The sequence below is a fragment of the Chitinimonas sp. BJYL2 genome (assembly GCF_027257935.1).
Classification (GTDB): Bacteria; Pseudomonadota; Gammaproteobacteria; order Burkholderiales; family Chitinimonadaceae; genus Chitinimonas.
Window position 1 is genome coordinate 763,437 of record NZ_JANZKW010000001.1, and the last position, 22,178, is coordinate 785,614.

Genomic DNA, 22,178 nt, shown 5'->3' on the forward strand with positions numbered 1-22,178 from the left:
GCGCTCAATGAATGGCCGAAGCCACAATGATGGCCACACCCAGGCACATGGCAGCGACCACGGTGGCCAGCGCCTGGTTGCGCTCTTCGATCAGGTTCTTCCACAAGTCGTACGGGGTGATCTTGTCGATGATGATGAAGCTGAGCCAGAACACCGCCACACCCAGCAGCGAGTAAACCAGCGAGGCGAGAATGTAATCGAGTTTCAGGAGGTCCATGCTTGTCTCCAGTGCAAAGTCAGGATGCCAGTCGGCAGGGTGAGCGTGAACCCGCCCTCATTTGTGGTACAGCCGGCCTACGCCACCTGTACCGGCTTTTTCGCGCACCTCGTTGGCCGAACCGAAGGCCGGTTTGCCCAGATACTGCGCATAGCCGAACAGCGCCGTAGCCAAGGCCCCCAGAATCAGGAAAGTGCGGAACATCAGTCGTCATCTCCATCGTCGTCGCTGCCGCTGGGCGCGTAGTCGCTATCGGCCCAGCGTTGCTGTTCGAAGCTGGCTGCGCGCAGCCACACCCAGCACGGGAACAGCAGCAGAAAGCCCAGCAACAGCCAGTAATTGCGCCAGATCGGCACATCGCGCACCAACGTGATCCGGTCGCTGAGTCCGGCCTTGTGGGCTTCGGTTTCGGCGTCGATTTCCAGCAGATAGGTGCCGGCCGGCACATCGGCCAGCAAGGCTTCGTCACTGGCGCTACCCTCGCTCCACGCGCCATCCGAATCATGGCCACGGTAGAAGCTGACTTCACGCCCCAGGCGGAAGCTTTCGCCGGTATCGCGATTGATCAGGTTCAGTTCCGTATACAGCCAGCGATTATCCACATCGGTTTCCTGACGGATCGCCAGATTGTGCCCGCCTTCGAGCACGAAGGGCTCGCTCGTCATGCTGTGCTGCGGCTGCCCCATGGGCATGTCCAGCCGCCCCTGCCAGACGGTCTTGTTGGCCGCCGCGCCCACGGACACGAACTGCACGACACCGGCAATGGCGGCAATGGCCAGATAAGCCAGCCAGTAAGGCGCGCTGGATTCGCGTGGCGAGGGCTGATTGGGTGCCACGCCTGTCGGTTCGGGCAGCGGCTTGGGTAGCTGGAATGCCTGCGCGACGACCGCATGCGGCACATACTCGGCCAGCGACCAACTCAGCTCGGTCTCGCTGCGCTCGGCCGAGAGCAGGTAGGGCGGCGACACATAATCGTCACAGCTCGCCTTGTCACCCACCTTGACCTGCCAGTTGAACTCACCGATCACTTGGGTGACTTCAGCCTGGCTACGCTGGTAATGCTTGTAGTCGCGGTCCAGAAAGCGGGCAACCGGCTGGGTGGCGGGCTTGATCGAGGGCAGGCGGGTAAGCGGTTTGGCAAAATTCCAGTGACCGTTGTATTCGGTCAGCCAGGCGTAACCGGCATCGGCCGCGTGCAGCAGGTATTCATCCCAGCTGTAGCGTATGCCCTCCACCGTGGTGGCGCGGCGCATGAAACCGATCACCGTATACGCGCGGCCCTGCAACTTGCCTTGGCTGCCTACGGGCAGCTTGGGTATGGCCAGCTTCTCGACGACACGGCTGAGTATCTTGAGATTGGCGTCGTCGGGGTCGACCACGGCGCCGCAGTGAGCACAGCCGACGGCACGGATATCGGGACCACGTACCGACAGGGGGGCACCGCAACTGCTGCACTTGAACGCCCGTGCCTCGGCGCGGGCGACCTTGGGTGTGTCGGTCGGTGCAGCAGGGTCCAGCAGTGTATCCAGCGTCACCGCTTCGCCGATGTAGACCTTGGGCGGGTCTTCGCTGTAATCAAGGCTGGCAAAGCCGGCATCGGAGCGCAAATCCACCGCTGGCGCAGCGTAACCCGGTGCGGCACGGAACGGCAGCTCGCCTTCGATGGCGACGCATTCGGCGGCTTCGATATTGGTCACCGTATACGGCTTGCCACCCAACTTGGCGGTCTGGCCGACGCTGAATTCGGTGATCGGCGGCAGCTGTGTCTTGAGCGTCTGCTCAAAAGTCACATAGCACAGCCCGGAGCCCTCGGACACCCAGCCCAGCCGGCCATCATCAAGCCGGGCATACCATTCATTCCAGTAGCCCTGCGCATACTTGAGCTGCAAGCGGCCGATCAGCTCGAAACCCACACTGCCATAGCGGCCACGGAATCGTAACCTGAAGGGGCTACGATCCTCCGCGAGGGTGGCCATGGTGCCAAGGTTTTCCAGATCGGCATCGTGGCGCACCAGCGTGCTGCGACAAAAGCCGCACACGGCCATGACCGAGGCGGCTGAATGGAATTCGACCTGGGCCCCGCAGGAGGGGCAGGCTGCAGCGTGCATGCAGGAGGCAATCAGGAGGTTGTGCAGGTCGCCGTACCGGGGGTTCGGCGTGTTGCGATGAGACTAGAGCATAGCCAGCCCCGCAGGCAAGACCACAGGATGCACACAATCGCGGCTATACCGCCACGCCGGGCGAACAATACTGACGTGGCGCTTGAATTCGCGCCGCGAGGGCCGCACATTATCACCACAACCATGAGAAGCCCCCGCTCAGGACGCCAGCCCATCGCGTCGCTGTCACAGGGGGCTCTGCTGACCAGAGGAAGTGGCATTGCCCACCCGGGTAGTCACCGTGGCCGGAACGTCCTGTTTCGCCGGGCGGTGAGCGAGGCCATCAAATGTCGGCAGTCTGGGCCACCCGCCCGCATCAACGCACTCGCGTTTCCCCCTGCATGACCCGCCTGGATATCCATGTCAGAAGACGAACACCGCCGCGCCGCTGAAGCCCTGTTCCTGCCCAAGGAAGACTGGCAGCGCTCCAACGTGACGCGTGAAACCGACACCGAAAAGAAGATCGCTCGCCTAAAAGCCTTGCGCGAGCTGCGTGATGCGGCTGAGGATCTGGCCAGCAGTCGCGGCATGGAGCTCGACGAGCTGCTGGACCTGTTTGCCACGCCGCCTGCGGACCAGCAGGACCCTGCTGCACCGCGCTGAGGGTCCGGCCGCACTGGCTGTCACCCCGCCATCAGCACCGGTCGGCGTAGAAAGGTCGGGCGCTGCGCGGGTTTGTCATGCCATTGCGGGGCGAGCAAGTTGCGCACCGCCTTGTCCAGGCACTGCTGGGCGTAGTCCGAGGCGATATCCCCGCCGGCCAGCAAGCCGGGCACATTCAAGAGACTATCGATGAGTTCGGTCGCGAGCCTGTCGCGCACCGTACCAGGCGCCTCGATGACATGCTGGCGCAGCTGGGTCAGGGCCTCTTCCAGTATGCGGGCCGCATCGTGGGCATCGTAATGGCGGGTGCAGGTGGACATCGGTCACTCCTTTGATTGGCAAACGATGTGTGTCCTTGCACGGGTCGTGCCACCCCGGCGATTTGCGCCAGCACGTTGATTCAATCAGATCAATCCACCCGCGCCGGCAAACCCGGCCCCGGTGCGCGCGCAATCACGGTGCGGCCATGCCGGCGCATGCACCGTCATGGCCCAGACCTTCACCACCTTTGCCGGCCCGCGCCGCCACAAAAGCGGCACAGGCCCTAAAATGGCGGCCTGCTCCACTCCCAGCCCGCACCCACCATGTCCGATCCCGTTGCAGTGCAAGTTGCCGTCATTGGCGGAGGTCCGGCTGGCCTGATGGCTGCCGAGGTCTTGAGTCAGGCAGGCATGCAGGTGGATGTCTATGACGCCATGCCCTCGCTGGGCAGGAAGTTCCTGCTCGCGGGCATAGGTGGGCTCAACATCACCCACAGCGAGCCCTATCCCGCTTTCTGCAGTCGTTTCGGTGATCGGCAAGCACAGCTGCAGGCGCTGCTGGACCGGTTTCCGCCCGATGCCCTGCGTGCCTGGGTACACGGTCTGGGCATCGATACCTTTGTCGGCAGCTCGGGGCGCGTCTTTCCTACCCAGATGAAGGCGGCGCCACTGCTGCGCGCCTGGCTGCACCGGCTGCGCAGCGCCGGGGTGCGCCTGCATGTACGGCACCGTTGGCTGGGCTGGGATGCGGACGGGACATTACGGCTCAGCAGTCCCGACGGCGACATCCGCATCCGCCCACAGGCTACGGTCCTGGCGCTGGGTGGTGCCAGCTGGCCCAAGCTGGGTTCCGATGGTGCCTGGCTGCCTTGGCTGCAAGCGCGCGGGGTGACCATTGCACCGTTGCAAAGCGCCAATTGCGGCTTCGAGCGGGCGTGGAGTGCGCATCTCCGGGAGAAATTCGCTGGTGCACCGCTCAAGTCGGTGGTGCTCGCGTTCACCGATCATCAAGGCCGTACCGAACGGCGTCATGGCGAGATGGTTATCAGCGCCGAGGGCGTCGAAGGCAGCCTGATCTATGCGTTCTCGCAGCGCCTGCGTGAGCAGATCAACGCCCATGGCAGCGCTACCTTCACGCTGGATCTGGTGCCGGGCAAGGATGCCGACCGCGTATTGGCGGAGGTAAGCCATCCGCGCGGATCACGCTCCTTGTCGAGCCATCTGCAAAGTCGTCTGGGGATTGGGGGCGTGAAGGTGGCGCTGCTGCATGAGTTGCTCAGCAAGGCCACGCTGGCAGATCCGGCCGCGCTGGCCTGTGCGATCAAGGCACTGCCGATCACCGTGCACGCGCCGCGCCCGCTCGCCGAGGCCATCAGTACGGCGGGTGGGGTGGGGTTCGAGAATCTGGATGCGCAGCTGATGCTGACCCGCCTGCCGGGTACCTTTGTGGCAGGCGAGATGCTCGACTGGGAAGCCCCCACCGGCGGATACCTGCTCAATGCCTGTCTGGCGACGGGCCTGTGCGCCGGCCGGGGTGCGCGCGACTGGCTCGCACAGCACCCCTAGGCGTACCGGGCTTACTGGGCGACCTGGATCGACATCACGGTATAGCCCTCGGGCAGCTTCTCGGCATGGAAGCGGACTTTGTCGCCCACCTTCACCTGGGTCAGCAGGGCGGGGTCCTTGACCTTGAAGACCATGGTCATGGGCGGCATACCCAGATTGGGCAGGTCGCTGTGTTTGAGGGTGATCTTTTGCTGCGCCAGATCGATCTTGCGAACCTCGCCTTCCGCCAGCGCCTGCGCTGTGGTGGCACTGGCCGTGGCCGCATCATCGGCGGCGGCAAAGGCAGGGCTGCTTACGATCAGCAGGGCACTCATCAGAACGGGTTTGAACATGGGAAGCTCCTTGAAAGCACAGGTTGATCAGGGTTGGGCGGCGACCACCCGGATGCGGCCCACCATGCCGGCTTCGAAGTGACCGGGTAGCAGGCAGCCAAACAGGAACTCGCCGGGCTGGTTGAACTGCCAGATGATTTCTTGCTGCTTGGCGGGCGGGACATGCGCCATATAGGGCTCGTCATGTTCCATATCCGGGAATTTTTTCATGACTTCGGCGTGCTCCCTGAGCTTGGGTTCGGAGCCCAGCACCAGCTCATGCATGAGCTTGCCTTTGTTGGTGAGGACAAGCCGCAGGGTCTCGCCTTGTTTCACGGTCAGCTTGTCGGGGCTGTAGCGCATCGCATCGGTCATGCTGATGTGGACGGTGCGGCTGACCCTGGCGGGGTCACCCTCGCGACCGAACTCGTGCTGCTCGCCAGAAATGGCCTTCTTCATTGTCTGGCCATGCGCCTTGTCGCCGTGCGCCCAAGCGGGTGCGTGCAAGAGTGTCGTGGCGAGCAGGATCGCGGGCAGGGTTTTCATGGTTGCTCCAAGGGAATCGGGTTATGGGGCCAAGCACAACGCCCGGTGTGTGCTCAATGGCCGCTATGGCCATTGGGTTTGATGACGGTCACGGTTTTTTCATCCGCCGCCGGTGCCGGAGCACGGGTGGGTTCGGCCAGTTCGCCGGTCCACTCGTAAGCCACGGTGCCTTTGGGGTACTGGTACGGGCCCGGGTCCTTGTAGTCGCCGGTTTTTTGGTTGTCGCGCACCTTGAAGGTGGTGAACATGCCGCCCATCTCGATCGGCCCGAACTGGCCCATGCCGGTCATCATGGGCAGGGTATTGTCGGGCAGCGGCATTTCCATCTCGCCCATATCGGCCATGCCGCGCTCGCCCATCACCATATAGTCAGGCACCAGTTTCTGGATCTTCTCCACAATGCCACGATGGTCCACGCCGATCATGTTGGGCACATCGTGCCCCATGGCGTTCATGGTGTGGTGCGACTTGTGGCAATGGAATGCCCAGTCACCGGGCCGGTTGGCCACGAACTCGATGGCCCGCATCTGCCCCACCGCCACATCGGTGGTCACCTCCGGCCAACGGGCCGACTTGGGTACCCAGCCCCCATCCGTACAGGTCACTTCAAAGTCCACACCATGCAGGTGGATGGGGTGATTGGTCATCGTCAGATTGCCAATCCGGATACGTACCCGCTCATTGGTGCGCGCCACCAGCGTATCGATGCCGGGAAAGGCGCGGCTGTTCCAGGTCCAGAGATTGAAGTCGGTCATGGTATTGACCCGGGGCGTGTAGCTGCCGGGGTCGATATCGTAGGCGTTGATCAGGAAAACATAGTCGCGATCCACCCGCATGAACGCCGGATTCTTGGGATGTACAACCAGAAAGCCCATCATGCCCATCGCCATCTGCGTCATTTCGTCCGCATGCGGGTGGTACATGAAAGTGCCGGACTTGGTCATTTCGAATTCATAGACAAAGGTCTTGCCCGGTTTGATCTGTGGTTGGTTCAGGCCGCCTACGCCATCCATGCCGTTGGGTAGCAAGATGCCATGCCAGTGCACGGTGGTGTGTTCCGGCAGTTTGTTGGTGACAAAAATGCGGACCTTGTCCCCTTCCACGCATTCGATGGTCGGACCAGGGCTCTGGCCGTTGTAGCCCCAGAGGTTGGCCTTCATGCCCGGTGCGATTTCGCGCACTACCGGCTCGGCCACCAGATGGAATTCCTTCCAGCCGTTCTTCATGCGCCAAGGCAGGGTCCAGCCATTGAGCGTGACCACAGGGTTGTAGGGGCGACCGCTCGTGGGTTGCAGCGGGGGCTGCATGGTAGGGCTGGTTTGAATGGCAGCCTCTGGCAGGCTGGCTGCGCCAACCCGCGATACGGTGGCGGCGCCCAGCAAGCCAGCGGCGGCACCGTGCAGGAAATCGCGTCGATTCGTCATGGGGCTTTCTCTCTTGGCTCAGTGTCCGGCAGCGGCCGGGGTGGGCGATGCAGCCAGTTCCATGCTGCCGGCGGCCGGCGGACTGCCTGCCGTGATGGCCATCTCCAGGTCGGCATCGGCCTCCCAGAATGCTTTGAGCGCCGCCAGATAGGCATTCACGCTGCCCACCTGCTCACGGGCATCGGCCAGCAACTCGAAAACGCCGATCAGCATGCCGTTGTAGCGCAGTACATTTTCCTCGGCGATTGCCTTGCGCAGCGGCACCACCTGATCGCGGTAGTGCCGGGCCAGATCGTAATGCGTGCGATAGCCGTGATAGCTGCTACGCAGCTCTGACTCGGCCCGGATACCGATATCGGCGGCCTTGTTCACCGCACCCAGATAGATCGCCTCGGCCCGTGCGACCTTGGCGTCACCCCAGTCGAACAGCGGAATCTGCAGCTCCAGCTCATAACCCCGGGCACGATGCCCCTCGTTGCTGTCGCTGCGCAGATAAGACACCTCCAGCGCGTTGACCAGCCGTGTGGCGCGGCTCAGTCCCAGCGATCGCGCGAGGGCATCGAGTTCAAACCGGGCCATCTGCAGATCATGCCGTAGCGATACGGCTGCCTGGACCGAACCTGCAAAGGGCTTGGGTGCCACCGGCAAATCGGGCAGGCGCTCGGGCAAGACCAGCGCGGCAGCTTCCTGACCCGACAGACCCAGCAGCCGTGTCAGCGCCTCACGCGCCACCACGCTGGCCTGACGGGCGCGCGCCAGTTGCGCACTGGCATCGGCGTAATACGCCTGCTCGCGGGTGTAAGCCAAGCGACTGAAATTGCCGGCCTCCAGCATGCGCTTGGCCAGCATGGCGCTGGCCTCCGCCGCCTCGTTGACATCGGCCAGATACTGCTCGGACTGCCTGGTGGCCACGGCATTGACCCAAGCCTTGCGGGTATCGAGCGCAAGCCGGGTGATGTCGCTGGCTGCCTGCAGCTTGGCGCGATCCAGCTGCTGGCTCGCCATGCCCTGCCGCCAGGGAATGAACAGCACACCGAGCAAATCGATCTTGAAGGCGCGCTCATACTCGACTTCATCACCACTGCGGACGCGTGCAAAAGAGAAGGTCGGGTTTTCAATCCGGCCAGCCTGTGCCAGCTCGGCCTGCGCCACGCCCAGCCCGGCCAGGCTGATCTGGACACTGCGATTATTGAGCATGGCCAGTTTCACCGCCGCTGCCGCGTCCACCGGCTTGGCGAGCAGCTCGCGCACGGCCGCCTGCCGCGCCGCCTGGCCCTCGGCATCGCTGACCAGCCGTAGTGGCATCCCGGTTTGCGCCTGGGTCAGCTGGCTGACCGCATCGATCGATCCCGCGGGATTGCTGGATGCGCAAGCAGCCAGCACCATCAGCAGCGCCCCCGCCAGCCCCAGCCGCTTGAAATGTAGAGGCATCATGGCTTGTCTCCTGCCGGCTGCGCAGGCGCGGACATCATCTTGCCGTGATGGTGGTGATGATGTGCCGTGCCCTCCTGCGCCTTGGGGGCACTGGCCTTGGGCGGGAGGTGCCCGGCATGGCCGCCCAGCTTGCCGACCTGTTCATTGTGGGCACGCCAGCGCTGCGCGGGCATCTCTGCCATCCAGGGTTGGTAAGTCTCAAACACCGAGCGATAGCTCACGGCATCCGCCGCACTGGCCGGTGCCGTATCGGAAGTAGCCGCCGCCAGCGCGGGCGGGGTGAGGGTCAGCGCGATCAGGGTCAGCATTGCGGTACGCGACATGCACCTGGCTCCATGGTTGATTTGGTCAACTCTATGCAGGCAGCGCCAACAGAAAGCTGACAGCAGGATGACAAAATTGTCAGGAAAGTGATTTTCCCGTCTATCCGTCTTAGCATGCCCGGCTATCAAGGAGGGAATGATGCGCATACTGCTGGCTGAGGATGAGGTCCACGCCGGTGAATATCTGGTCAAGGGGCTCAGCGAGAACGGACTGGTGGTGGATTGGCTGCGCAATGGCCTCGATGTGGTCCACCAAGTCGGTGTGGTGGCCTACGATCTGGTGATTCTGGATGTCGGACTGCCCGGCCTTGATGGCTGGTCGGTGATCCAGCGCATCCGCGCATCCCACACCATGCCGGTGCTGTTCCTGACCGCACGGGACCGGGTGGAAGACCGCGTTCGCGGCCTGGAGCTGGGGGCCGATGATTATCTGGTCAAGCCCTTTGCCTTCTCGGAGTTGCTCGCACGTATCCATGTGCTGCTGCGGCGTGGCAAACCACAGGAGCGCGACACCCTGTCACTGGGCGATCTGCAGGTGCATTTGCTGCGGCGGCGGGTTGAGCGCGCCGGCCGGCGCATCGACCTGACCGCCAAGGAATACGCCCTGCTGTTGCTATTCCTGCGCCGGCAGGGGGAAGTGCTCTCACGCACGGTGATTGCCGAGCAGGTCTGGGACATGAATTTCGATAGCGACACCAATGTGGTCGAGGTCGCCATCCGTCGTCTGCGCACCAAGATCGACGAACCCTTCGATACACCCCTGATCCATACGGTCCGCGGTTTCGGCTATGTGCTGGAGCAGCGGCCGTGATGCGCTGGCGGTGTGATACCGGCAGCCTTGCCTTCCGGCTGGTCGCGCTGTTCTCGCTGGGCTCCGCGCTCATCATGCTGGGCGTGGGCTACACCCTTTACCACGCACTGGTGATGGAGGTGGAGGCGCGGGATCTGGCCGAAATCAACGGCAAGACCGAGGTGGTCCAGCACATCCTGAATGGCATCCCGCGGGCCGACCAGCTGGCCAGCCATGCCGACCAGTTTGCCGAGATCGGCGTGGGCCATCCGCACCTGAGTATCGGTATCCGCACAGGCAACATCTGGCTGCTTCGCCCCGCCGCCGAGGTGGCCAATGCCACGGGCCGGATCGGCGACCTGCCCGCCGACCAGATCAAGGTACTGAATCTCGACGGGCAGCGCTGGTGGCTGCGGCGCGTTCATCACCAATGGCAAAGCCCCGCTCCGGCGGACATCGATGTGCTGGTTGCAGTGGATGTGTCGGTGTCCCAGCAGCTGCTAAGACAGCACCGCAATGTGGCGATGCTGGTCGGCCTGCTTGGTACCCTGCTGAGCGCTGCGCTCGCCTATGGCGTGGCACGCCGCAGCTTGCTGCCGCTGGGGCTGCTGGCCACGCAGGCCGGCCAACTCACCGCGGCCCGGCTTGGGGCACCGCTGGATATCGCTCAGGCCCCCACCGAGGTGCGTGGCCTGGTCGCCAGCCTCAACGGCATGCTGACCCGGCTGCACGACAGTTTCCGCAGTCTCGAACAATTTTCCGCCGACATCGCCCACGAGCTGCGCACCCCGCTCAATAACCTGATGGTGCAGACGCAGGTCACGCTGAGCCGCCCTCGGGAGGCGGAGGGCTATGTCGATGCCCTGCACTCCAATCTCGAAGAACTGGAGCGGCTGCAACGCATGGTCACCGACATGCTGTTCCTTGCCCGCGCCGATCGTGGCCTGCTCAGCGTGGCACCGCACCCGGTCAATCTGCGGCAGGAAATCGACAGCGTGGTGGAATACTTCGAGTTGGCGGCGTCCGAGCGCCAGCAGCAGATCACGGTGACCGGCGAACTGACGGTGCTGGGCGACCGATTGATGCTGCGCCGCGTCCTGACCAACCTGCTCTCCAACGCCGTGCGCTACGCGCCTGCCGGCACGGGCATCGCCGTGGCACTGGCGACTCCCCCGGGCGAGCCGCCCTCATTCACGATCAGCAACCGGGTCGAACAGCTGCAGCACAGCGAGCTGACCCATCTGTTCGCCCGCTTCGCCCGCGGTGCGGAGGCCTGTCGGCGTGACACCGACGGCGTGGGGCTGGGCTTGGCTATCGTCGATTCGATCATGCGCCTGCATCAAGGCAGCGTAGCTGTGCAGCTAGCCGGGGAAGACATCCGCTTCACCCTGCATTTCGCGGCATGATCACCGCAGCTGCGGCAGGGCCTCAGCCGGGTTTGCGCGACGACCAGTGCAGATGAATGATCTGCCACTCGGCACCTGCCTGCTTCAACACCACGGTTTCAGTGCCGAACAGTTTCACCGGCTTGCCCTTGTAGGTGCCCTCGGTGAGGGTTTCCGACCAGATGATGGCCGTATCACCCGCGCGCATCTCGTTGCGCTTGAGCACGCTGGTTTTGACCGACTTGGCAAACTGCGCGTCCGCCGCAAAATGATGGGACAGATACTCGTCTCGCGAGCGCTCCACATAACCGGATTCATAGATCTGTACATCCGCCGCCAGCACCCGGCTCACGGTGGTGCGATCGGCCTTGCTGATGCCATCCAGGAAAGTGCTCAGCGCCTGCGCCGGGGTTGTCTCGGCCAGCGCTGGCGTGGGCAACAGCGCCATCAGCGCCAAGGTAAGCTTGAGTCGGTTCATGCAATCTCCCGCAGGGTTAGGTGGCAAAGTCAGTGTGAATCTGCATTCTGGCACATCCCCCCATGCCGGTGATTCTGACCAGGCATACACCTTGTCGCTGGCGATCCTGCGATAGCGCGTTCAAAATGCGCGCCTATTCCACTCATTGCCGCTGCCGGAAAGCGAGCCGCTCCCCATGAAAATCGCCCAAGACACCGCCGTCACCATCAGCATGAGGGTCACCGACAACCAAGGTAACCTCTACGATGACGGCAAGCATCCCACCGCCTACCTCCACGGCGGCTATGACAACCTGTTTGAAAAGCTCGAAGCTGCGCTCGACGGTCAGGAGGCGGGCTTTCAGACAACCCTGACGCTCACCGCCGACGAGGCCTTCGGTGAACGCGACGAAGCCTTGGTGACCACCATGCCCAAGGCCGATTTTCCGCCCGGCATCAAGGTCGGCGGCCAGATCCAGCGCATGGGTCCGGATGGCCAGCCGCGGTATTTCTTTGTCACCAAGATCAAGGGGCAACAGGTCTTGCTGGATGGCAACCACCCCCTGTGCGGCAAGCCCCTGCGCTTCACCATCAAGGTGCTCTCGGTGCGTGCCGCCACCGCAGAGGAAATCGCCCACCAGCATGTACACGGCGAGCACGGTCACCAGCACTGAGCGGCGACGCCGACACCATGAAAAAGGGATTGCCGCGGCAATCCCTTGATGAGCGCTGTGGACCGAAGGAGGATCGAACTCCCGACCTCCGCATTGCGAACGCGGCGCTCTCCCAGCTGAGCTATCGGCCCGATGACGCGAAGCGATATTAATATCGCCGTTTGGCACCGGCAAGAGGGGGCCGAATCTGGCAGAATCAAGGCAACTTTTATCTGCCGGAAGCCGTAGAACATGGATGTCGCCGCCTACACACTCGGTCTTGGACGAGCCGCACGCGCGGCATCGCGTGCGATGGCCAAAGCCGATACCAATGCCAAGAATGCCGCGCTGAACGCGATTGCCGACGCGATTGATCGCGACGCGGCATTGCTGCTGGCTGCCAACGCTGCCGATGTGGCCACGGCGCAGGCCAATGGCCTCGACGCCGCACTGATCGACCGCCTGACGCTGACCGCCAAGGGCGTCACCGCCATGGCCGCTGGTCTGCGCCAGATTGCCACCCTGCCCGATCCCGTGGGCGAAATGAGTGACTTTGCCTACCGCCCCAGCGGGATCCAGGTGGGCAAGATGCGCGTGCCGCTGGGTGTCATCGGCATCATCTACGAAGCCCGCCCCAATGTGACGGCCGATGCCGCCGGCCTGTGCCTCAAATCCGGCAATGCCGCGATCCTGCGTGGCGGCTCCGAAGCCGCCCGCTGCAATCAGGCGATTGCGGCCTGCGTGCGTGAAGGCCTGCGTACGGCCGGCCTGCCCGAAACCGCTGTGCAGGTGGTGGAAACCACCGACCGCGCCGCCGTGGGCACGCTGATCACCATGACCGAATACGTGGACGTGATCGTCCCGCGCGGTGGCAAAGGCCTGATCGAACGCATCAGCCGCGAGGCGCGCGTGCCGGTCATCAAGCATCTCGACGGCATTTGCCATGTGTACATCGACGACGAAGCCGATCCCGACAAGGCCATCCGCGTCGCCGATAACGCCAAGACCCAGCGTTACGCACCCTGCAACACGATGGAAACGCTGCTGGTCAACGACAATGTGGCCGAGCTGATCCTGCCGCCGCTGGCAGAGATTTACCGCAGCAAGGGTGTGGAGCTGCGCGGCTGCCCGCGCACGCGCGATATCGTGCCCGATGCGATTGCGGCCACCGAGGAAGACTGGCGCACCGAGTACCTGGCGCCCATCCTGTCGATCAAGGTGGTCGAAGACCTCGACGCCGCCATCGACCATATCAACGACTACGGCAGCCACCATACCGACGCGATCGTCACCGAAAACTACACCAAGGCGCGACGCTTCCTGCGCGAGGTGGATTCGGCCAGCGTGATGGTGAACGCCTCGACGCGCTTTGCCGACGGCTTCGAATACGGCCTCGGTGCCGAGATCGGCATTTCCACCGACAAGATCCATGCGCGCGGCCCGGTGGGGCTGGACGGATTGACCAGCCAGAAGTGGGTGGTGCTGGGTGATGGCCATATCCGCACCTGATCGATCCACAATATATTTTCACCGGATCAAGGCTGCTAGCGGACGCGGGGCGAGCACCGTACTATAAACAGGACTGTCTGCCATCCGGCCTCAGTTCAAGGTGCTCTGCATACTGCCATGAAGATCAATCAGCCCGTTACCCAGACCGAACGCTTCGTCAAACCCGGCGAGCCCATTGTTACCCGTACCGATCTCAAGGGCATCATCACCTACGCGAACCCCGCGTTTGTGGAGATCAGCGGCTTCAGCCACGAAGAGCTGATCGGCAAGTCGCACAATGTGGTGCGCCACCCCGATATGCCCCCCGAAGCATTTGCCGACCTGTGGGCCACGGTAAAAACGGATCACCCATGGCGCGGGCTGGTAAAGAATCGCTGCAAGAATGGCGACTTTTACTGGGTGGAAGCCTATGTCACGCCGGTGCGCGAGGGTGGCCGCACTACGGGTTACATGTCGGTCCGCAATGTGCCGGATCGCGGTGAGGTTGCCAAGGCCGAGGCGCTTTACCGGGCCGTTCGTGAGAAGCGTGCTGCCTTCCCTTACACCCCGGCCGATGGGGTCATGCAGAAGCTGTCGTTCGCGCAGCGGGCCTGGATGGCCTTTGTAGTCCTGGCTGCGTTCAATCTGCTTACCGCACTGGCCGCCAGCATGGGCGGCAGTGGTGCAGTCGTCTGGGGGCTCGCCCTGCTGGGTGCGGCCGCCGCGCTGGTGGGCGGTGGCTGGTGGGTCAGCCGCGCCGATGCCGGCCTGAGCAAGATTGCACGTGGTATCCAGCACATCGAAGAAGGCAATTTCCGCTTCAATCTCAACGCCAGCGTCACCGACGAATTTGCCCCGCAGATCCGCTCGGTGCAATCGCTGGGCGTCAACCTGCGCGCGGTGATCGCCGACGTGCTGACCTCGTCGGAGAAGATCACCGCCCAATCGCATCACCTGGATCACTCAGCCGAGGCCCTGGCACAGCAAACCGGCAAACAGAGCGAGCAGGCCATGCAGGTGAGCGCAGCGACCGAGCAGATGAGTGTTTCGGTCACCGAGATCAGCCGCGCCACCCAGGAAACCGCCCACAGCGCCAATCAGGCCAAGAGTATCGTGCGGGAGGGGCAGGCCAATATGCAGACCAGCCTGGCTTCCACGGAACGCATTGTCGAGGTTGTCGGTGAAGCGCGAGCCACTCTGGACGACCTGAATCAGGCCGTCGCCCGTATCGGCAGCATGACGGGCATGATCAAGGAGATTGCCGACCAGACCAACCTGCTGGCCCTTAATGCCGCCATTGAGGCCGCCCGTGCTGGCGAATCCGGACGCGGCTTTGCCGTGGTGGCCGACGAGGTCCGCAAGCTGGCTGAACGCACCGCGCAATCCACCGCCGATATCAGTACCAATGTCACGAATATCCAGCTGGTCACCCAGGCCACCCTGTCGACCATGCAGGATGCGGTCGATGAAGTGCACCGCGGCACCGAATCCATCCATGCCAGCAACCAGAATCTGGGGCAGATCGCCGAGGCCTCCGATGCCACCGTGCGGATGACCGGCCAGATTGCCGATACCCTGCGCCAGCAATCCGCCGCCGCGGAAGAAGTGGCCAATGCCATCGAGCGCATGGCCAGCACCATTGACTCTAATAACCGCGAAGCGCAGGACGTGGCCCAGTCTGCCGAGCAACTGGCCGGCACGGCAAGGGCGCTCAAGGCGCTGGTGGCGCATTACCAGAAGTCGCTGTGATTGCACCCATCATTGGCCCTTAGGCAAACGACTTGGCCATCATCGGTATCTTTGGCGGCAGTTTCGACCCCATCCACTTCGGCCACCTGCGTATTGCCGAGGAGTTTGCGGATGCTTTCGGCCTCAGCTGCCTGCACCTGATCCCCACCAGCCAGCCGCCACATCGGCAGCAAGCCAGCACCAGTGATGCGGACCGGCTGGCCATGGTGGCGCTGGCGGTGGCCGACAACCCGCGCTTGCGGGTGGATGACCGGGAACTACGCCGTGGCCGCACCTGTTACACCATCGATACGCTCACCGAGATGCGTGCCGAACTTGCAGCAGACAGCCGCTTGGTCTGGCTCATCGGTGCTGACAGTTTCCTCAATCTGGACCGTTGGCACCGCTGGGAATCCCTGTTCGATCTGGCCGGCCTGGCGGTTGCCTGCCGGCCCGGTTTTGATCTGGATCGCTGGCAGGAACAGGCTTCCCCTGCCCTGACGCGCCAAGTCCTCCCAAGAATTCAATCACTTAGCGTGACCAAGCCGGGTGAAGCGGGTACAATCACGCTTTTGCCAACGACGCCGCTCGCCATTTCCAGTACGGCTATCCGTGCACGCCTCGCTGCCGGGCAATCTGCCCGCTACTTGGCGCCCGCTGCCGTACTCGATTACGCCGAGCGGCGTTCGCTTTACCGGACGCCCCCATGACTCAGCCACATACCATTGCGCAGATGCGCGATATCGCCGTTGCCGCCCTTGAAGACGTCAAGGGTGAAGACATCCTCGTGCTCGACACCACCAAGCTCACCTCGATGTTCGAGTGCATGATCGTGGCCTCGGGCAACTCCAACCGTCAGGTCAAGGCACTGGCCAACAACGCGCGCGAAAAGCTCAAGGAAGCCGGCGTGCCGATCCTGGGCATGGAAGGCGATCAGAGCGGCGAGTGGGTACTGGTCGATGCCGGCCCGCTGATCATCCACGTGATGCTGCCGCCGGTGCGCGACTACTACAATATCGAGCAACTGTGGGGCGGCCAGAAGCCCGTGTTCACACCGACCCGTCCGTGGGAAGCCGCCATTCAGGCTCACGACGACCCCAAGGTTTAATTACCGGGGTACGCCGCGATGAAGCTCTACATCATCGCCGTCGGCCACAAGATGCCCGGCTGGGTGGAAGACGCGTTCCGCGAATACACCAAACGCATGCCGCGTGAAGCGCAGATCGAGCTGATCGAACTCAAGCCCGGTCAGCGCAGCGGTTCCAGTGTCGACAAAGCCATGGAAACCGAGCGTGACCGTATCCTCGCGGCGCTGCCGCAGGGTTGCCGCAAGATCATCCTCGATGAACGCGGCGCCGCCTGGACCACCATGAAACTCGCCGAGAAACTCGCCGGCTGGCAGCGTGACGGCGGCGATGTGGCCTTCGTCATCGGCGGTGCCGATGGCTTGCACCCCGATGTCAAACAGCAAGCCAACGAGCTGCTCCAACTCTCGGCCCTGACCCTGCCCCATGGCATGGTCCGTGTGCTGCTGGCCGAACAGCTTTACCGCGCCGTTGCGGTAAACCAGGGCCACCCCTATCACCGCGAGTAAGTCTTCATGAGCAAACCTGTGCTGTACCTGGCCTCGGCCAGCCCGCGTCGTCGCGAACTGCTGGCCCAGATCGGCGTTCCCATCGAACGCATCGTTTGCGAAATCGACGAGACCCCGCTGATCAATGAAGCACCGCGGGCTTATGTGGAACGGCTTGCGCGCGGCAAGGCCGCCGCCGGCATGGCCGTGGTGCAGCGCGACGCCCGACCCGCGGGACTGTTGCTGGCCGCCGATACAACCGTCGCACTAGGCAACACCCTGCTAGGCAAGCCCGCCGACACCGCCGATGCATGCGCGATGCTGCGCAGCCTGTCGGGCCAGACCCACCATGTACTCACCGCGGTCGCCGTCACGGATGGTCACCGTATCGGCGTTCGTACGTCGATGACGGAAGTGCGCTTCCGTACCCTGGATGAAGCCACCATCGCCGCCTATGTAGCCACTGGCGAACCCATGGACAAGGCCGGCAGCTATGGCGCTCAAGGCCGAGGCGCCCTGCTGATCGATACGCTGTCCGGCAGCTTCAGCGGCGTGGTCGGCCTGCCACTGGCCGAGACGGGTGACCTGCTCCGCGAATTCGCGTACCCCTTATGGGCCTGAACTGATACATCGGTCCGCTCATCACCCCCAGCCAGCGCCGCCGCGCACTGAAGTGAACGCGCAACCGGACCACAACCCCAGCAATAAACAAAGGCCCCGCATCTGCGGGGCCTTTGTTTGTCTCAACCAGACTTCGGCTTACTTGAACGAGTAGTTCACGCTCGCGTAGTAAGTACGGCCACGCGGGTCGGTGTAAGTCGGGTCGTAAGTCGACAGGAAGTAGTACGACTGGTTGCTGAACGGTGGCTCGATGTTGGCCAGGTTCAGAATACCGCCGCGTACGCTGAGCTTCTTGGTGAACTTGTAGCTGCCCGTCAGATCCCACAGCGAGTAAGCCTTGACCTTGCGCGGCTCGGTGCCCGGCAGGTAGCTGTCATCGGTGTGTGCCGAGAAGTACGAGTTGCCCAGGGTGGCGCTGAACGGACCACGATCCCAGTCGAACGACAAACGATGACGCCAGCGCTGGATGGTCTGATCCTGCAGGAAGCGGCCAGCGTTCTCGAGGAAGGGCTCGGCCTCACCGAACTGGCGCTTGTACTCGATCACATAGGTGCCGCTCATTTGCACGCCGAAACGACCGGCATCCGTGCTGGGCGAGCGCCACTTGGCTTCCAGATCCAGGCCCGAGGTCTTCAGGCCGCCCTGGTTTTCCTTACGCAGGATCAGGGTCGGATAGTCGTCGATCGGGTCGCGCTTGATGTAATTGGCGTAGCGGTCTGCGTTTTCCAGAATGATCTTGCCGGAAAGATCGCTGATCACATCGGTCTTCTCGATGCGCCAGTAATCCAGGCTCACGCTGCCATTGCGGGTCGGTTCCAGCACGATACCGGCCGAGAACTGCTTGCTCTTCTCGGGCTTGAGGTTCGGGTTGGAGAGCTTCTCGGTCGGGTACTGATCGAACGAGTCGTACACCGCGTCGTACAGGAAAGCCGGGCTGGTGCCGTAGGAGGCGGGGCGATACAGCTCGCTGAACGTCGGAGCGCGGAAGCCGGTGCCGGCCGAGGCGCGGACGAGCACCTTCTGGTTAGGCTGCCAGCGCAGGCCCAGCTTCGGATTCACCGAGTTGCCCACCTTCTCGTAGTGGTCGGCACGCAGGGCGGCCTGGATTTCCAGTGCCTTGCTGAACGGTGCGTTGATTTCGGTGTAGGCCGAAGCAATGTTGCGGCCGTAGCTGGTGGCAACCAGCTTGGGGCTGGTACCGCTGCCGTCGCGATCGCCACCGATGTTGTTGCTGACCAGCAGTTCGGAGGGAGTGAACTTCTGGGTTTCGCGGCGCAGTTCAGCACCAATCGCGATGCCGATGTCGCCACCTTCGAGCTGACCCAGCGAACCCGTCACCTTGCCGTCGATACCGGAGGTGGTGCCTTCGCTCTTGCGGGCGACATCATCCACGCGCAGGGAAGCAATCAGGGCCTGACTGCCGGCTGGCGAGGGGCCGAAGGGGTTGATCTGGCCGGCGCGCACGGCGGCGAGCAGTTCGTTGAACTTGAAGTAGCCGTTCACATAGCGGTCGGAGACCTTGTTGAGCGCGTGGCTGGCGCCCAGGGTGTAGTCCCACAGCGGGGAAATCTGACCGGAGGTGCCGATCACCAGGCGGTTGGCATCGCTGGTCACTTCATTGCTGCGGTTACCCAGTTCCGAAGCACGGAAGCGGACTTCGAAGGTGCTGGGGTGGGTTACCGGGCGCGGCAGGAAGCTGTTGATAGCGCTCCAGTTCACACCGCTCAGCGTGGTGGGGTTGGGCGAGAGCACGTACAGCGTCTCGGCACGCGCCATCATCAGTTCGGCAAACACTTGCTGGCCGTTGGCCAGTTGCGCCACACCACGGGTCAAGAACGAGGCCTTCTTGGCTTCCGGGTAGATCTCGGTGTCGGCCATGTAGTCGTAGCCGCAAGCCTGGCGACCGATCTGGGTCGGTGCATACACCGAAGCAGGGGGGTTACAGCCCGGTGCGAACAGGTTGATCGTACGCTCGGTGTAAGGCTGGCCATTGAAGGTGTAACCGGCGGCGTTGATGGCAGCCAGCTGGGCGCTGCGGGTGCTGCCCGAACTGGACAGACGGATATTGCCAGGATAGGGACGGCTGGAGAGGTAGTAAGGCACCGTCTCGGTCAGCGGGCGATCCTGGATGAACTGGCGCTGGGTGCTGCGCAGCGAGTCGAGTTGCTGCAGATCCAGCGAGGCAAACACGTTGTAACCATCGCTGTCCACATCGCCCATGCCACCGCTCATGGTCACGGTACGCTTGCCGGCACCACCTTCGTCGGTCTTGGCCACATAGGCACCGACGTCCACACCCTGGTAATCCTTGCGGGTGATGAAGTTGATCACGCCACCGATGGCATCGGTACCGTAGATGGCCGAGGCGCCGTCCTTCAGCACTTCGACGCGCTGAATGGCACCGGCCGGGATAGTGTTCAGGTCAACGCCAGCGCTGTCGCCCGGCGAAGCAAAGTTGGCCAGACGACGGCCGTTCAGCAGCACCAGCGTGCTGGAGACGCCCACGCCACGCAGGTTGGCACCGTTGAAGCCGCGCTGGCCACCGGTGTTGTCCGAGATGCTGGCGCCGTCGCCCAGGTTGGCCGAGCTGGCGCTGATGTTCTTGAGCAGTTCGGCGGCGGTGGTCACGCCGGTCTTGTCGATATCTTCACGCTTGATGGTCTGCACCGGCAGCGCCGTCTCATTGGCAAGACGCTTGATGCTGGAACCGGTAATCTCGATCTTCTCGACCTTGGCCGGCGCCTCGTCGGCTGCGTATACCGAACCGGCGGCCATCAGGCTGGCTGCAATCGCGACGGCCTGCGCGCAAGGCCGAACCTGCCACACGTCTTTACGAATTCTGGTGTTCATTATTGCCCCTATCCATGTCACAAAGTTGACCTGCGTATGCTTGAAACTGTCAGCATGGAGCCGAGTGTAACGATGCTTGCCCGCGTAAAAAGTCCCCGATCTACACAGTTGCGCAATCTGACAAGTCAGTGTCGCAATAGCAGAAAATATTCGTCGCAGCACCCCGGTCACGGGGCTTTTCCGGTTGCAGACAGGCAACACCACCGGTTTGCCAGATCCGCACCAAGTACAGCAAGCTACGGATTCCACGGCACTTTTCGCGAAAGCGACATGGAGTTAAGCCCGTGGCAAATGCCTATTACACAGATGCGACGCTCATGCCATGATCGGCTGACCGAGTGTTCATGATTAAGGTAAGCGCGATGAAGTTAGTTTCCATTTCCTCCCTGCTGCTGGCGGCTTCGCTGCTGACAGCGCCCGCCATGGCCAATGAGCAACGTGGCGAAGATGGTCAGGGCATTGCGGTGCCCATCGGTGGCGCGCTGCGCTACGACAATGAAGAGGTATGGGGCCGCCTGGTCGAGCTGGCGGGAGGCAAGGGCGCACGGTTTGCCGTGATCGCCGCGGCCGCCGCCAATCCCGACAAGTCCGCCGACCTGATCATCCGCGCCCTGAATCGCCATGGCGCAGAGGCCAGCTATATCCGCATCGGCCCCAAGCTCAAGGATGTGGACAACAAAGCGGCCGTACGCGACCCGGCCCTGATCAACCAGATCAAGAGCAGCGACGGGGTTTATTTCTCCGGCGGCGATCAATCGCGCATCACCTCGGTGCTGCTCGAGGCCGATGGCAAGCCCACCCCCTTGCTCAAGGCAATCTACGAGATGCAGCAGTCCGGTGGCGTGGTAGCGGGCAGCAGTGCAGGCGCAGCCATCATGAGCGAGACGATGTTCCGCGACGCGGAAGACGTGCTCACCACCATGCGTGAGGGTGTGCGCGATGGCAAGGAACTGGATCGCGGCCTGGGTTTTGTGAAGGGTGGCGTATTCATCGACCAGCACTTCCTCAAGCGCGGTCGCTTTGGCCGCATGCTGCGCGCGATGCACGCCAAGGGCTTGAAGATGGGCGTCGGCGTGGATGAAAACACCGCGACCATCTTCCGTGGCGATGAAGTCGAGGTGGTGGGTTACAAGGGTGCCTTGCTGATCGACCTGAGCGAAGCGGTCTCGGATACCAAGCGCAAGCCCTTCAATCTGCGCAACGCCAAGCTGACCTATCTGGATCATGGCGATCGCTACAACCTGAAAACACGCACGCTGATTCCCTCGGCCGAGAAACTGAACGGCACGCGCATCGATCCGAATGCCAAGGAATTCTCGCCCTACTTCACCAAGCCCGCGTTCTTCCCGGATGTCCTGGGTGACACCACGGTGGTCAACCTGATGTCGCGCCTGATCGACGGCAAGCAACGCGAGATCATCGGCCTCGCGTTCAGCCTGGATCGCAGCGACGGTTTCGAGTTCCGCTTCTACAAGGGCAAGGACAGTCTGGGCTACTTTACCGGTGCGTTCGGTGGCGAGGACTACACGGTCAGCAATGTGTATCTCGACGTCACACCGGTGCGCTTTGCCCAGCCCGTGTACGAGCGTCGCAGCGATTGATCGCTGCCTGCATCAGCAAAAAGGGCCGGTGTGCGCACCGGCCCTTTTTCATGGTTATTTGCCGTAGCCGCCATAAACGAAACGGTAAGAAATAGCGGACAAAAAAATCCCGCCAGCCCAGAGGGCAAAGGCGGGAAGAGGAGGAGGAACTGGTTCACATCCACGTTACTGATGCGATTACGTTCATACT

Annotated in this window: 23 protein-coding genes and 1 tRNA gene; 12 read left to right on the plus strand and 12 right to left on the minus strand. The window is 62.9% G+C overall.

Annotated features, from left to right (window positions below):
* Positions 1-4: 4 nt before the first annotated feature.
* Genes O9X62_RS03610 through O9X62_RS03620 form a run of 3 tightly spaced genes read right to left on the minus strand, consistent with a single transcriptional unit; the run spans position 5 to position 2,325 of the window.
* The gene (locus tag O9X62_RS03610) at positions 5-217 is read right to left on the minus strand and encodes a DUF350 domain-containing protein (RefSeq protein ID WP_269531397.1); all 213 of its coding nucleotides are present in this window, start codon (positions 215-217) and stop codon (positions 5-7) included.
* Positions 218-274: 57 nt separating this feature from the next.
* Positions 275-421: a hypothetical protein gene (locus O9X62_RS03615; protein WP_269531398.1), complete on the minus strand. Its 147-nt coding sequence runs from the start codon at positions 419-421 to the stop codon at positions 275-277.
* The gene (locus tag O9X62_RS03620) at positions 421-2,325 is read right to left on the minus strand and encodes a DUF4178 domain-containing protein (protein WP_269531399.1); all 1,905 of its coding nucleotides are present in this window, start codon (positions 2,323-2,325) and stop codon (positions 421-423) included. Before O9X62_RS03620 ends, O9X62_RS03615 begins: the two co-directional genes overlap by 1 nt.
* 411 nt (positions 2,326-2,736) lie before the next feature.
* Between O9X62_RS03620 and O9X62_RS03625 the strand changes: the two genes are divergently transcribed.
* A complete protein-coding gene (locus tag O9X62_RS03625; RefSeq protein WP_269531400.1) occupies positions 2,737-2,979 on the plus strand; it encodes a hypothetical protein in 243 nt (80 codons plus the stop codon).
* 20 nt (positions 2,980-2,999) lie between these two features.
* Here the strand turns inward: O9X62_RS03625 and O9X62_RS03630 are convergent, their stop codons facing one another.
* On the minus strand, positions 3,000-3,299 hold the full coding sequence (locus O9X62_RS03630; protein WP_269531401.1) for a hypothetical protein: 300 nt from the start codon (positions 3,297-3,299) through the stop codon (positions 3,000-3,002).
* Between the two features lie 264 nt (positions 3,300-3,563).
* Here O9X62_RS03630 and O9X62_RS03635 point away from each other — a divergent pair, with 264 nt between their 5' ends.
* Positions 3,564-4,805 carry a TIGR03862 family flavoprotein gene (locus O9X62_RS03635; RefSeq protein ID WP_269531402.1) on the plus strand — a complete coding sequence of 414 codons (1,242 nt, stop codon included), beginning with the start codon at positions 3,564-3,566 and terminating at the stop codon, positions 4,803-4,805.
* Between the two features lie 11 nt (positions 4,806-4,816).
* Here O9X62_RS03635 and O9X62_RS03640 read toward each other — a convergent pair whose 3' ends face one another.
* The 5 genes from O9X62_RS03640 to O9X62_RS03660 are packed head-to-tail and all read right to left on the minus strand — an operon-like array spanning position 4,817 to position 8,843.
* The gene (locus O9X62_RS03640; protein WP_269531403.1) at positions 4,817-5,137 is read right to left on the minus strand and encodes a copper-binding protein; all 321 of its coding nucleotides are present in this window, start codon (positions 5,135-5,137) and stop codon (positions 4,817-4,819) included.
* 27 nt (positions 5,138-5,164) lie between these two features.
* The gene (locus O9X62_RS03645; protein ID WP_269531404.1) at positions 5,165-5,662 is read right to left on the minus strand and encodes a cupredoxin family protein; all 498 of its coding nucleotides are present in this window, start codon (positions 5,660-5,662) and stop codon (positions 5,165-5,167) included.
* Between the two features lie 53 nt (positions 5,663-5,715).
* Positions 5,716-7,086, minus strand: a complete 1,371-nt coding sequence (locus O9X62_RS03650) for a multicopper oxidase family protein (protein ID WP_269531405.1) — start codon at positions 7,084-7,086, stop codon at positions 5,716-5,718.
* 18 nt (positions 7,087-7,104) lie between these two features.
* Positions 7,105-8,520, minus strand: a complete 1,416-nt coding sequence (locus tag O9X62_RS03655) for a TolC family protein (protein ID WP_269531406.1) — start codon at positions 8,518-8,520, stop codon at positions 7,105-7,107.
* Entirely contained in the window at positions 8,517-8,843 is a 327-nt protein-coding gene (locus O9X62_RS03660) for a hypothetical protein (protein ID WP_269531407.1), read from the minus strand. The genes O9X62_RS03655 and O9X62_RS03660 overlap by 4 nt, the downstream gene beginning before the upstream one ends.
* Before the next feature lie 139 nt (positions 8,844-8,982).
* Between O9X62_RS03660 and O9X62_RS03665 the strand changes: the two genes are divergently transcribed.
* Positions 8,983-9,654: a heavy metal response regulator transcription factor gene (locus O9X62_RS03665; protein WP_269531847.1), complete on the plus strand. Its 672-nt coding sequence runs from the start codon at positions 8,983-8,985 to the stop codon at positions 9,652-9,654.
* A complete protein-coding gene (locus O9X62_RS03670; protein WP_269531848.1) occupies positions 9,654-11,039 on the plus strand; it encodes a heavy metal sensor histidine kinase in 1,386 nt (461 codons plus the stop codon). Before O9X62_RS03665 ends, O9X62_RS03670 begins: the two co-directional genes overlap by 1 nt.
* 22 nt (positions 11,040-11,061) lie before the next feature.
* Here the strand turns inward: O9X62_RS03670 and O9X62_RS03675 are convergent, their stop codons facing one another.
* Complete coding sequence (locus tag O9X62_RS03675; RefSeq protein WP_269531408.1) at positions 11,062-11,496, minus strand: nuclear transport factor 2 family protein; 435 nt, start codon at positions 11,494-11,496, stop codon at positions 11,062-11,064.
* 175 nt (positions 11,497-11,671) lie between these two features.
* Here O9X62_RS03675 and O9X62_RS03680 point away from each other — a divergent pair, with 175 nt between their 5' ends.
* Positions 11,672-12,148: a peptidylprolyl isomerase gene (locus O9X62_RS03680; protein WP_269531409.1), complete on the plus strand. Its 477-nt coding sequence runs from the start codon at positions 11,672-11,674 to the stop codon at positions 12,146-12,148.
* A 58-nt stretch (positions 12,149-12,206) separates the two neighbouring features.
* On the opposite strand, the gene O9X62_RS03685 is transcribed toward O9X62_RS03680, so the two are convergent.
* Positions 12,207-12,279 (minus strand) — tRNA-Ala (locus tag O9X62_RS03685).
* Positions 12,280-12,379: 100 nt separating this feature from the next.
* Here O9X62_RS03685 and O9X62_RS03690 point away from each other — a divergent pair.
* The 6 genes from O9X62_RS03690 to O9X62_RS03715 all read left to right on the plus strand — a co-directional run bounded on the left by O9X62_RS03690 (position 12,380) and on the right by O9X62_RS03715 (position 17,537).
* The gene (locus O9X62_RS03690) at positions 12,380-13,636 is read left to right on the plus strand and encodes a glutamate-5-semialdehyde dehydrogenase (protein ID WP_269531410.1); all 1,257 of its coding nucleotides are present in this window, start codon (positions 12,380-12,382) and stop codon (positions 13,634-13,636) included.
* 117 nt (positions 13,637-13,753) lie between these two features.
* Positions 13,754-15,364: a PAS domain-containing methyl-accepting chemotaxis protein gene (locus tag O9X62_RS03695; protein WP_269531411.1), complete on the plus strand. Its 1,611-nt coding sequence runs from the start codon at positions 13,754-13,756 to the stop codon at positions 15,362-15,364.
* Positions 15,365-15,396: 32 nt separating this feature from the next.
* Positions 15,397-16,053 carry a nicotinate-nucleotide adenylyltransferase gene (nadD, locus tag O9X62_RS03700; protein WP_269531412.1) on the plus strand — a complete coding sequence of 219 codons (657 nt, stop codon included), beginning with the start codon at positions 15,397-15,399 and terminating at the stop codon, positions 16,051-16,053.
* Positions 16,050-16,451, plus strand: a complete 402-nt coding sequence (gene rsfS, locus O9X62_RS03705; RefSeq protein WP_269531413.1) for a ribosome silencing factor — start codon at positions 16,050-16,052, stop codon at positions 16,449-16,451. Before nadD ends, rsfS begins: the two co-directional genes overlap by 4 nt.
* An 18-nt stretch (positions 16,452-16,469) precedes the next feature.
* The gene (gene rlmH / locus O9X62_RS03710) at positions 16,470-16,937 is read left to right on the plus strand and encodes a 23S rRNA (pseudouridine(1915)-N(3))-methyltransferase RlmH (protein ID WP_269531414.1); all 468 of its coding nucleotides are present in this window, start codon (positions 16,470-16,472) and stop codon (positions 16,935-16,937) included.
* Positions 16,938-16,943: 6 nt separating this feature from the next.
* Entirely contained in the window at positions 16,944-17,537 is a 594-nt protein-coding gene (locus O9X62_RS03715; RefSeq protein WP_269531415.1) for a nucleoside triphosphate pyrophosphatase, read from the plus strand.
* Between the two features lie 138 nt (positions 17,538-17,675).
* On the opposite strand, the gene O9X62_RS03720 is transcribed toward O9X62_RS03715, so the two are convergent.
* On the minus strand, positions 17,676-20,387 hold the full coding sequence (locus O9X62_RS03720) for a TonB-dependent receptor (RefSeq protein ID WP_269531416.1): 2,712 nt from the start codon (positions 20,385-20,387) through the stop codon (positions 17,676-17,678).
* Between the two features lie 362 nt (positions 20,388-20,749).
* On the opposite strand from O9X62_RS03720, the gene O9X62_RS03725 reads away from it, so the two are divergent.
* Positions 20,750-21,988 (plus strand): cyanophycinase, encoded by a 1,239-nt coding sequence (locus O9X62_RS03725; RefSeq protein WP_269531417.1) that lies wholly within the window; start codon positions 20,750-20,752, stop codon positions 21,986-21,988.
* The last annotated feature ends 190 nt before the right edge of the window (positions 21,989-22,178 follow it).

Coding starts and splice junctions, on each gene's coding strand:
- O9X62_RS03675 (WP_269531408.1), bottom strand. CDS start 11,496: ATGAACCGACTCAAGCTTACCTTGGCGCTGATGGCGCTGTTGCCCACG.
- O9X62_RS03695 (WP_269531411.1), top strand. CDS start 13,754: ATGAAGATCAATCAGCCCGTTACCCAGACCGAACGCTTCGTCAAACCC.
- O9X62_RS03670 (WP_269531848.1), top strand. CDS start 9,654: ATGCGCTGGCGGTGTGATACCGGCAGCCTTGCCTTCCGGCTGGTCGCG.
- O9X62_RS03725 (WP_269531417.1), top strand. CDS start 20,750: ATGAAGTTAGTTTCCATTTCCTCCCTGCTGCTGGCGGCTTCGCTGCTG.
- O9X62_RS03640 (WP_269531403.1), bottom strand. CDS start 5,137: ATGTTCAAACCCGTTCTGATGAGTGCCCTGCTGATCGTAAGCAGCCCT.
- O9X62_RS03650 (WP_269531405.1), bottom strand. CDS start 7,086: ATGACGAATCGACGCGATTTCCTGCACGGTGCCGCCGCTGGCTTGCTG.
- O9X62_RS03625 (WP_269531400.1), top strand. CDS start 2,737: ATGTCAGAAGACGAACACCGCCGCGCCGCTGAAGCCCTGTTCCTGCCC.
- O9X62_RS03620 (WP_269531399.1), bottom strand. CDS start 2,325: ATGCACGCTGCAGCCTGCCCCTCCTGCGGGGCCCAGGTCGAATTCCAT.
- O9X62_RS03660 (WP_269531407.1), bottom strand. CDS start 8,843: ATGTCGCGTACCGCAATGCTGACCCTGATCGCGCTGACCCTCACCCCG.
- rsfS (WP_269531413.1), top strand. CDS start 16,050: ATGACTCAGCCACATACCATTGCGCAGATGCGCGATATCGCCGTTGCC.
- O9X62_RS03690 (WP_269531410.1), top strand. CDS start 12,380: ATGGATGTCGCCGCCTACACACTCGGTCTTGGACGAGCCGCACGCGCG.
- O9X62_RS03665 (WP_269531847.1), top strand. CDS start 8,983: ATGCGCATACTGCTGGCTGAGGATGAGGTCCACGCCGGTGAATATCTG.
- O9X62_RS03630 (WP_269531401.1), bottom strand. CDS start 3,299: ATGTCCACCTGCACCCGCCATTACGATGCCCACGATGCGGCCCGCATA.
- O9X62_RS03615 (WP_269531398.1), bottom strand. CDS start 421: ATGTTCCGCACTTTCCTGATTCTGGGGGCCTTGGCTACGGCGCTGTTC.
- O9X62_RS03720 (WP_269531416.1), bottom strand. CDS start 20,387: ATGAACACCAGAATTCGTAAAGACGTGTGGCAGGTTCGGCCTTGCGCG.
- rlmH (WP_269531414.1), top strand. CDS start 16,470: ATGAAGCTCTACATCATCGCCGTCGGCCACAAGATGCCCGGCTGGGTG.
- O9X62_RS03635 (WP_269531402.1), top strand. CDS start 3,564: ATGTCCGATCCCGTTGCAGTGCAAGTTGCCGTCATTGGCGGAGGTCCG.
- O9X62_RS03715 (WP_269531415.1), top strand. CDS start 16,944: ATGAGCAAACCTGTGCTGTACCTGGCCTCGGCCAGCCCGCGTCGTCGC.
- O9X62_RS03655 (WP_269531406.1), bottom strand. CDS start 8,520: ATGATGCCTCTACATTTCAAGCGGCTGGGGCTGGCGGGGGCGCTGCTG.
- O9X62_RS03645 (WP_269531404.1), bottom strand. CDS start 5,662: ATGAAAACCCTGCCCGCGATCCTGCTCGCCACGACACTCTTGCACGCA.
- O9X62_RS03680 (WP_269531409.1), top strand. CDS start 11,672: ATGAAAATCGCCCAAGACACCGCCGTCACCATCAGCATGAGGGTCACC.
- O9X62_RS03610 (WP_269531397.1), bottom strand. CDS start 217: ATGGACCTCCTGAAACTCGATTACATTCTCGCCTCGCTGGTTTACTCG.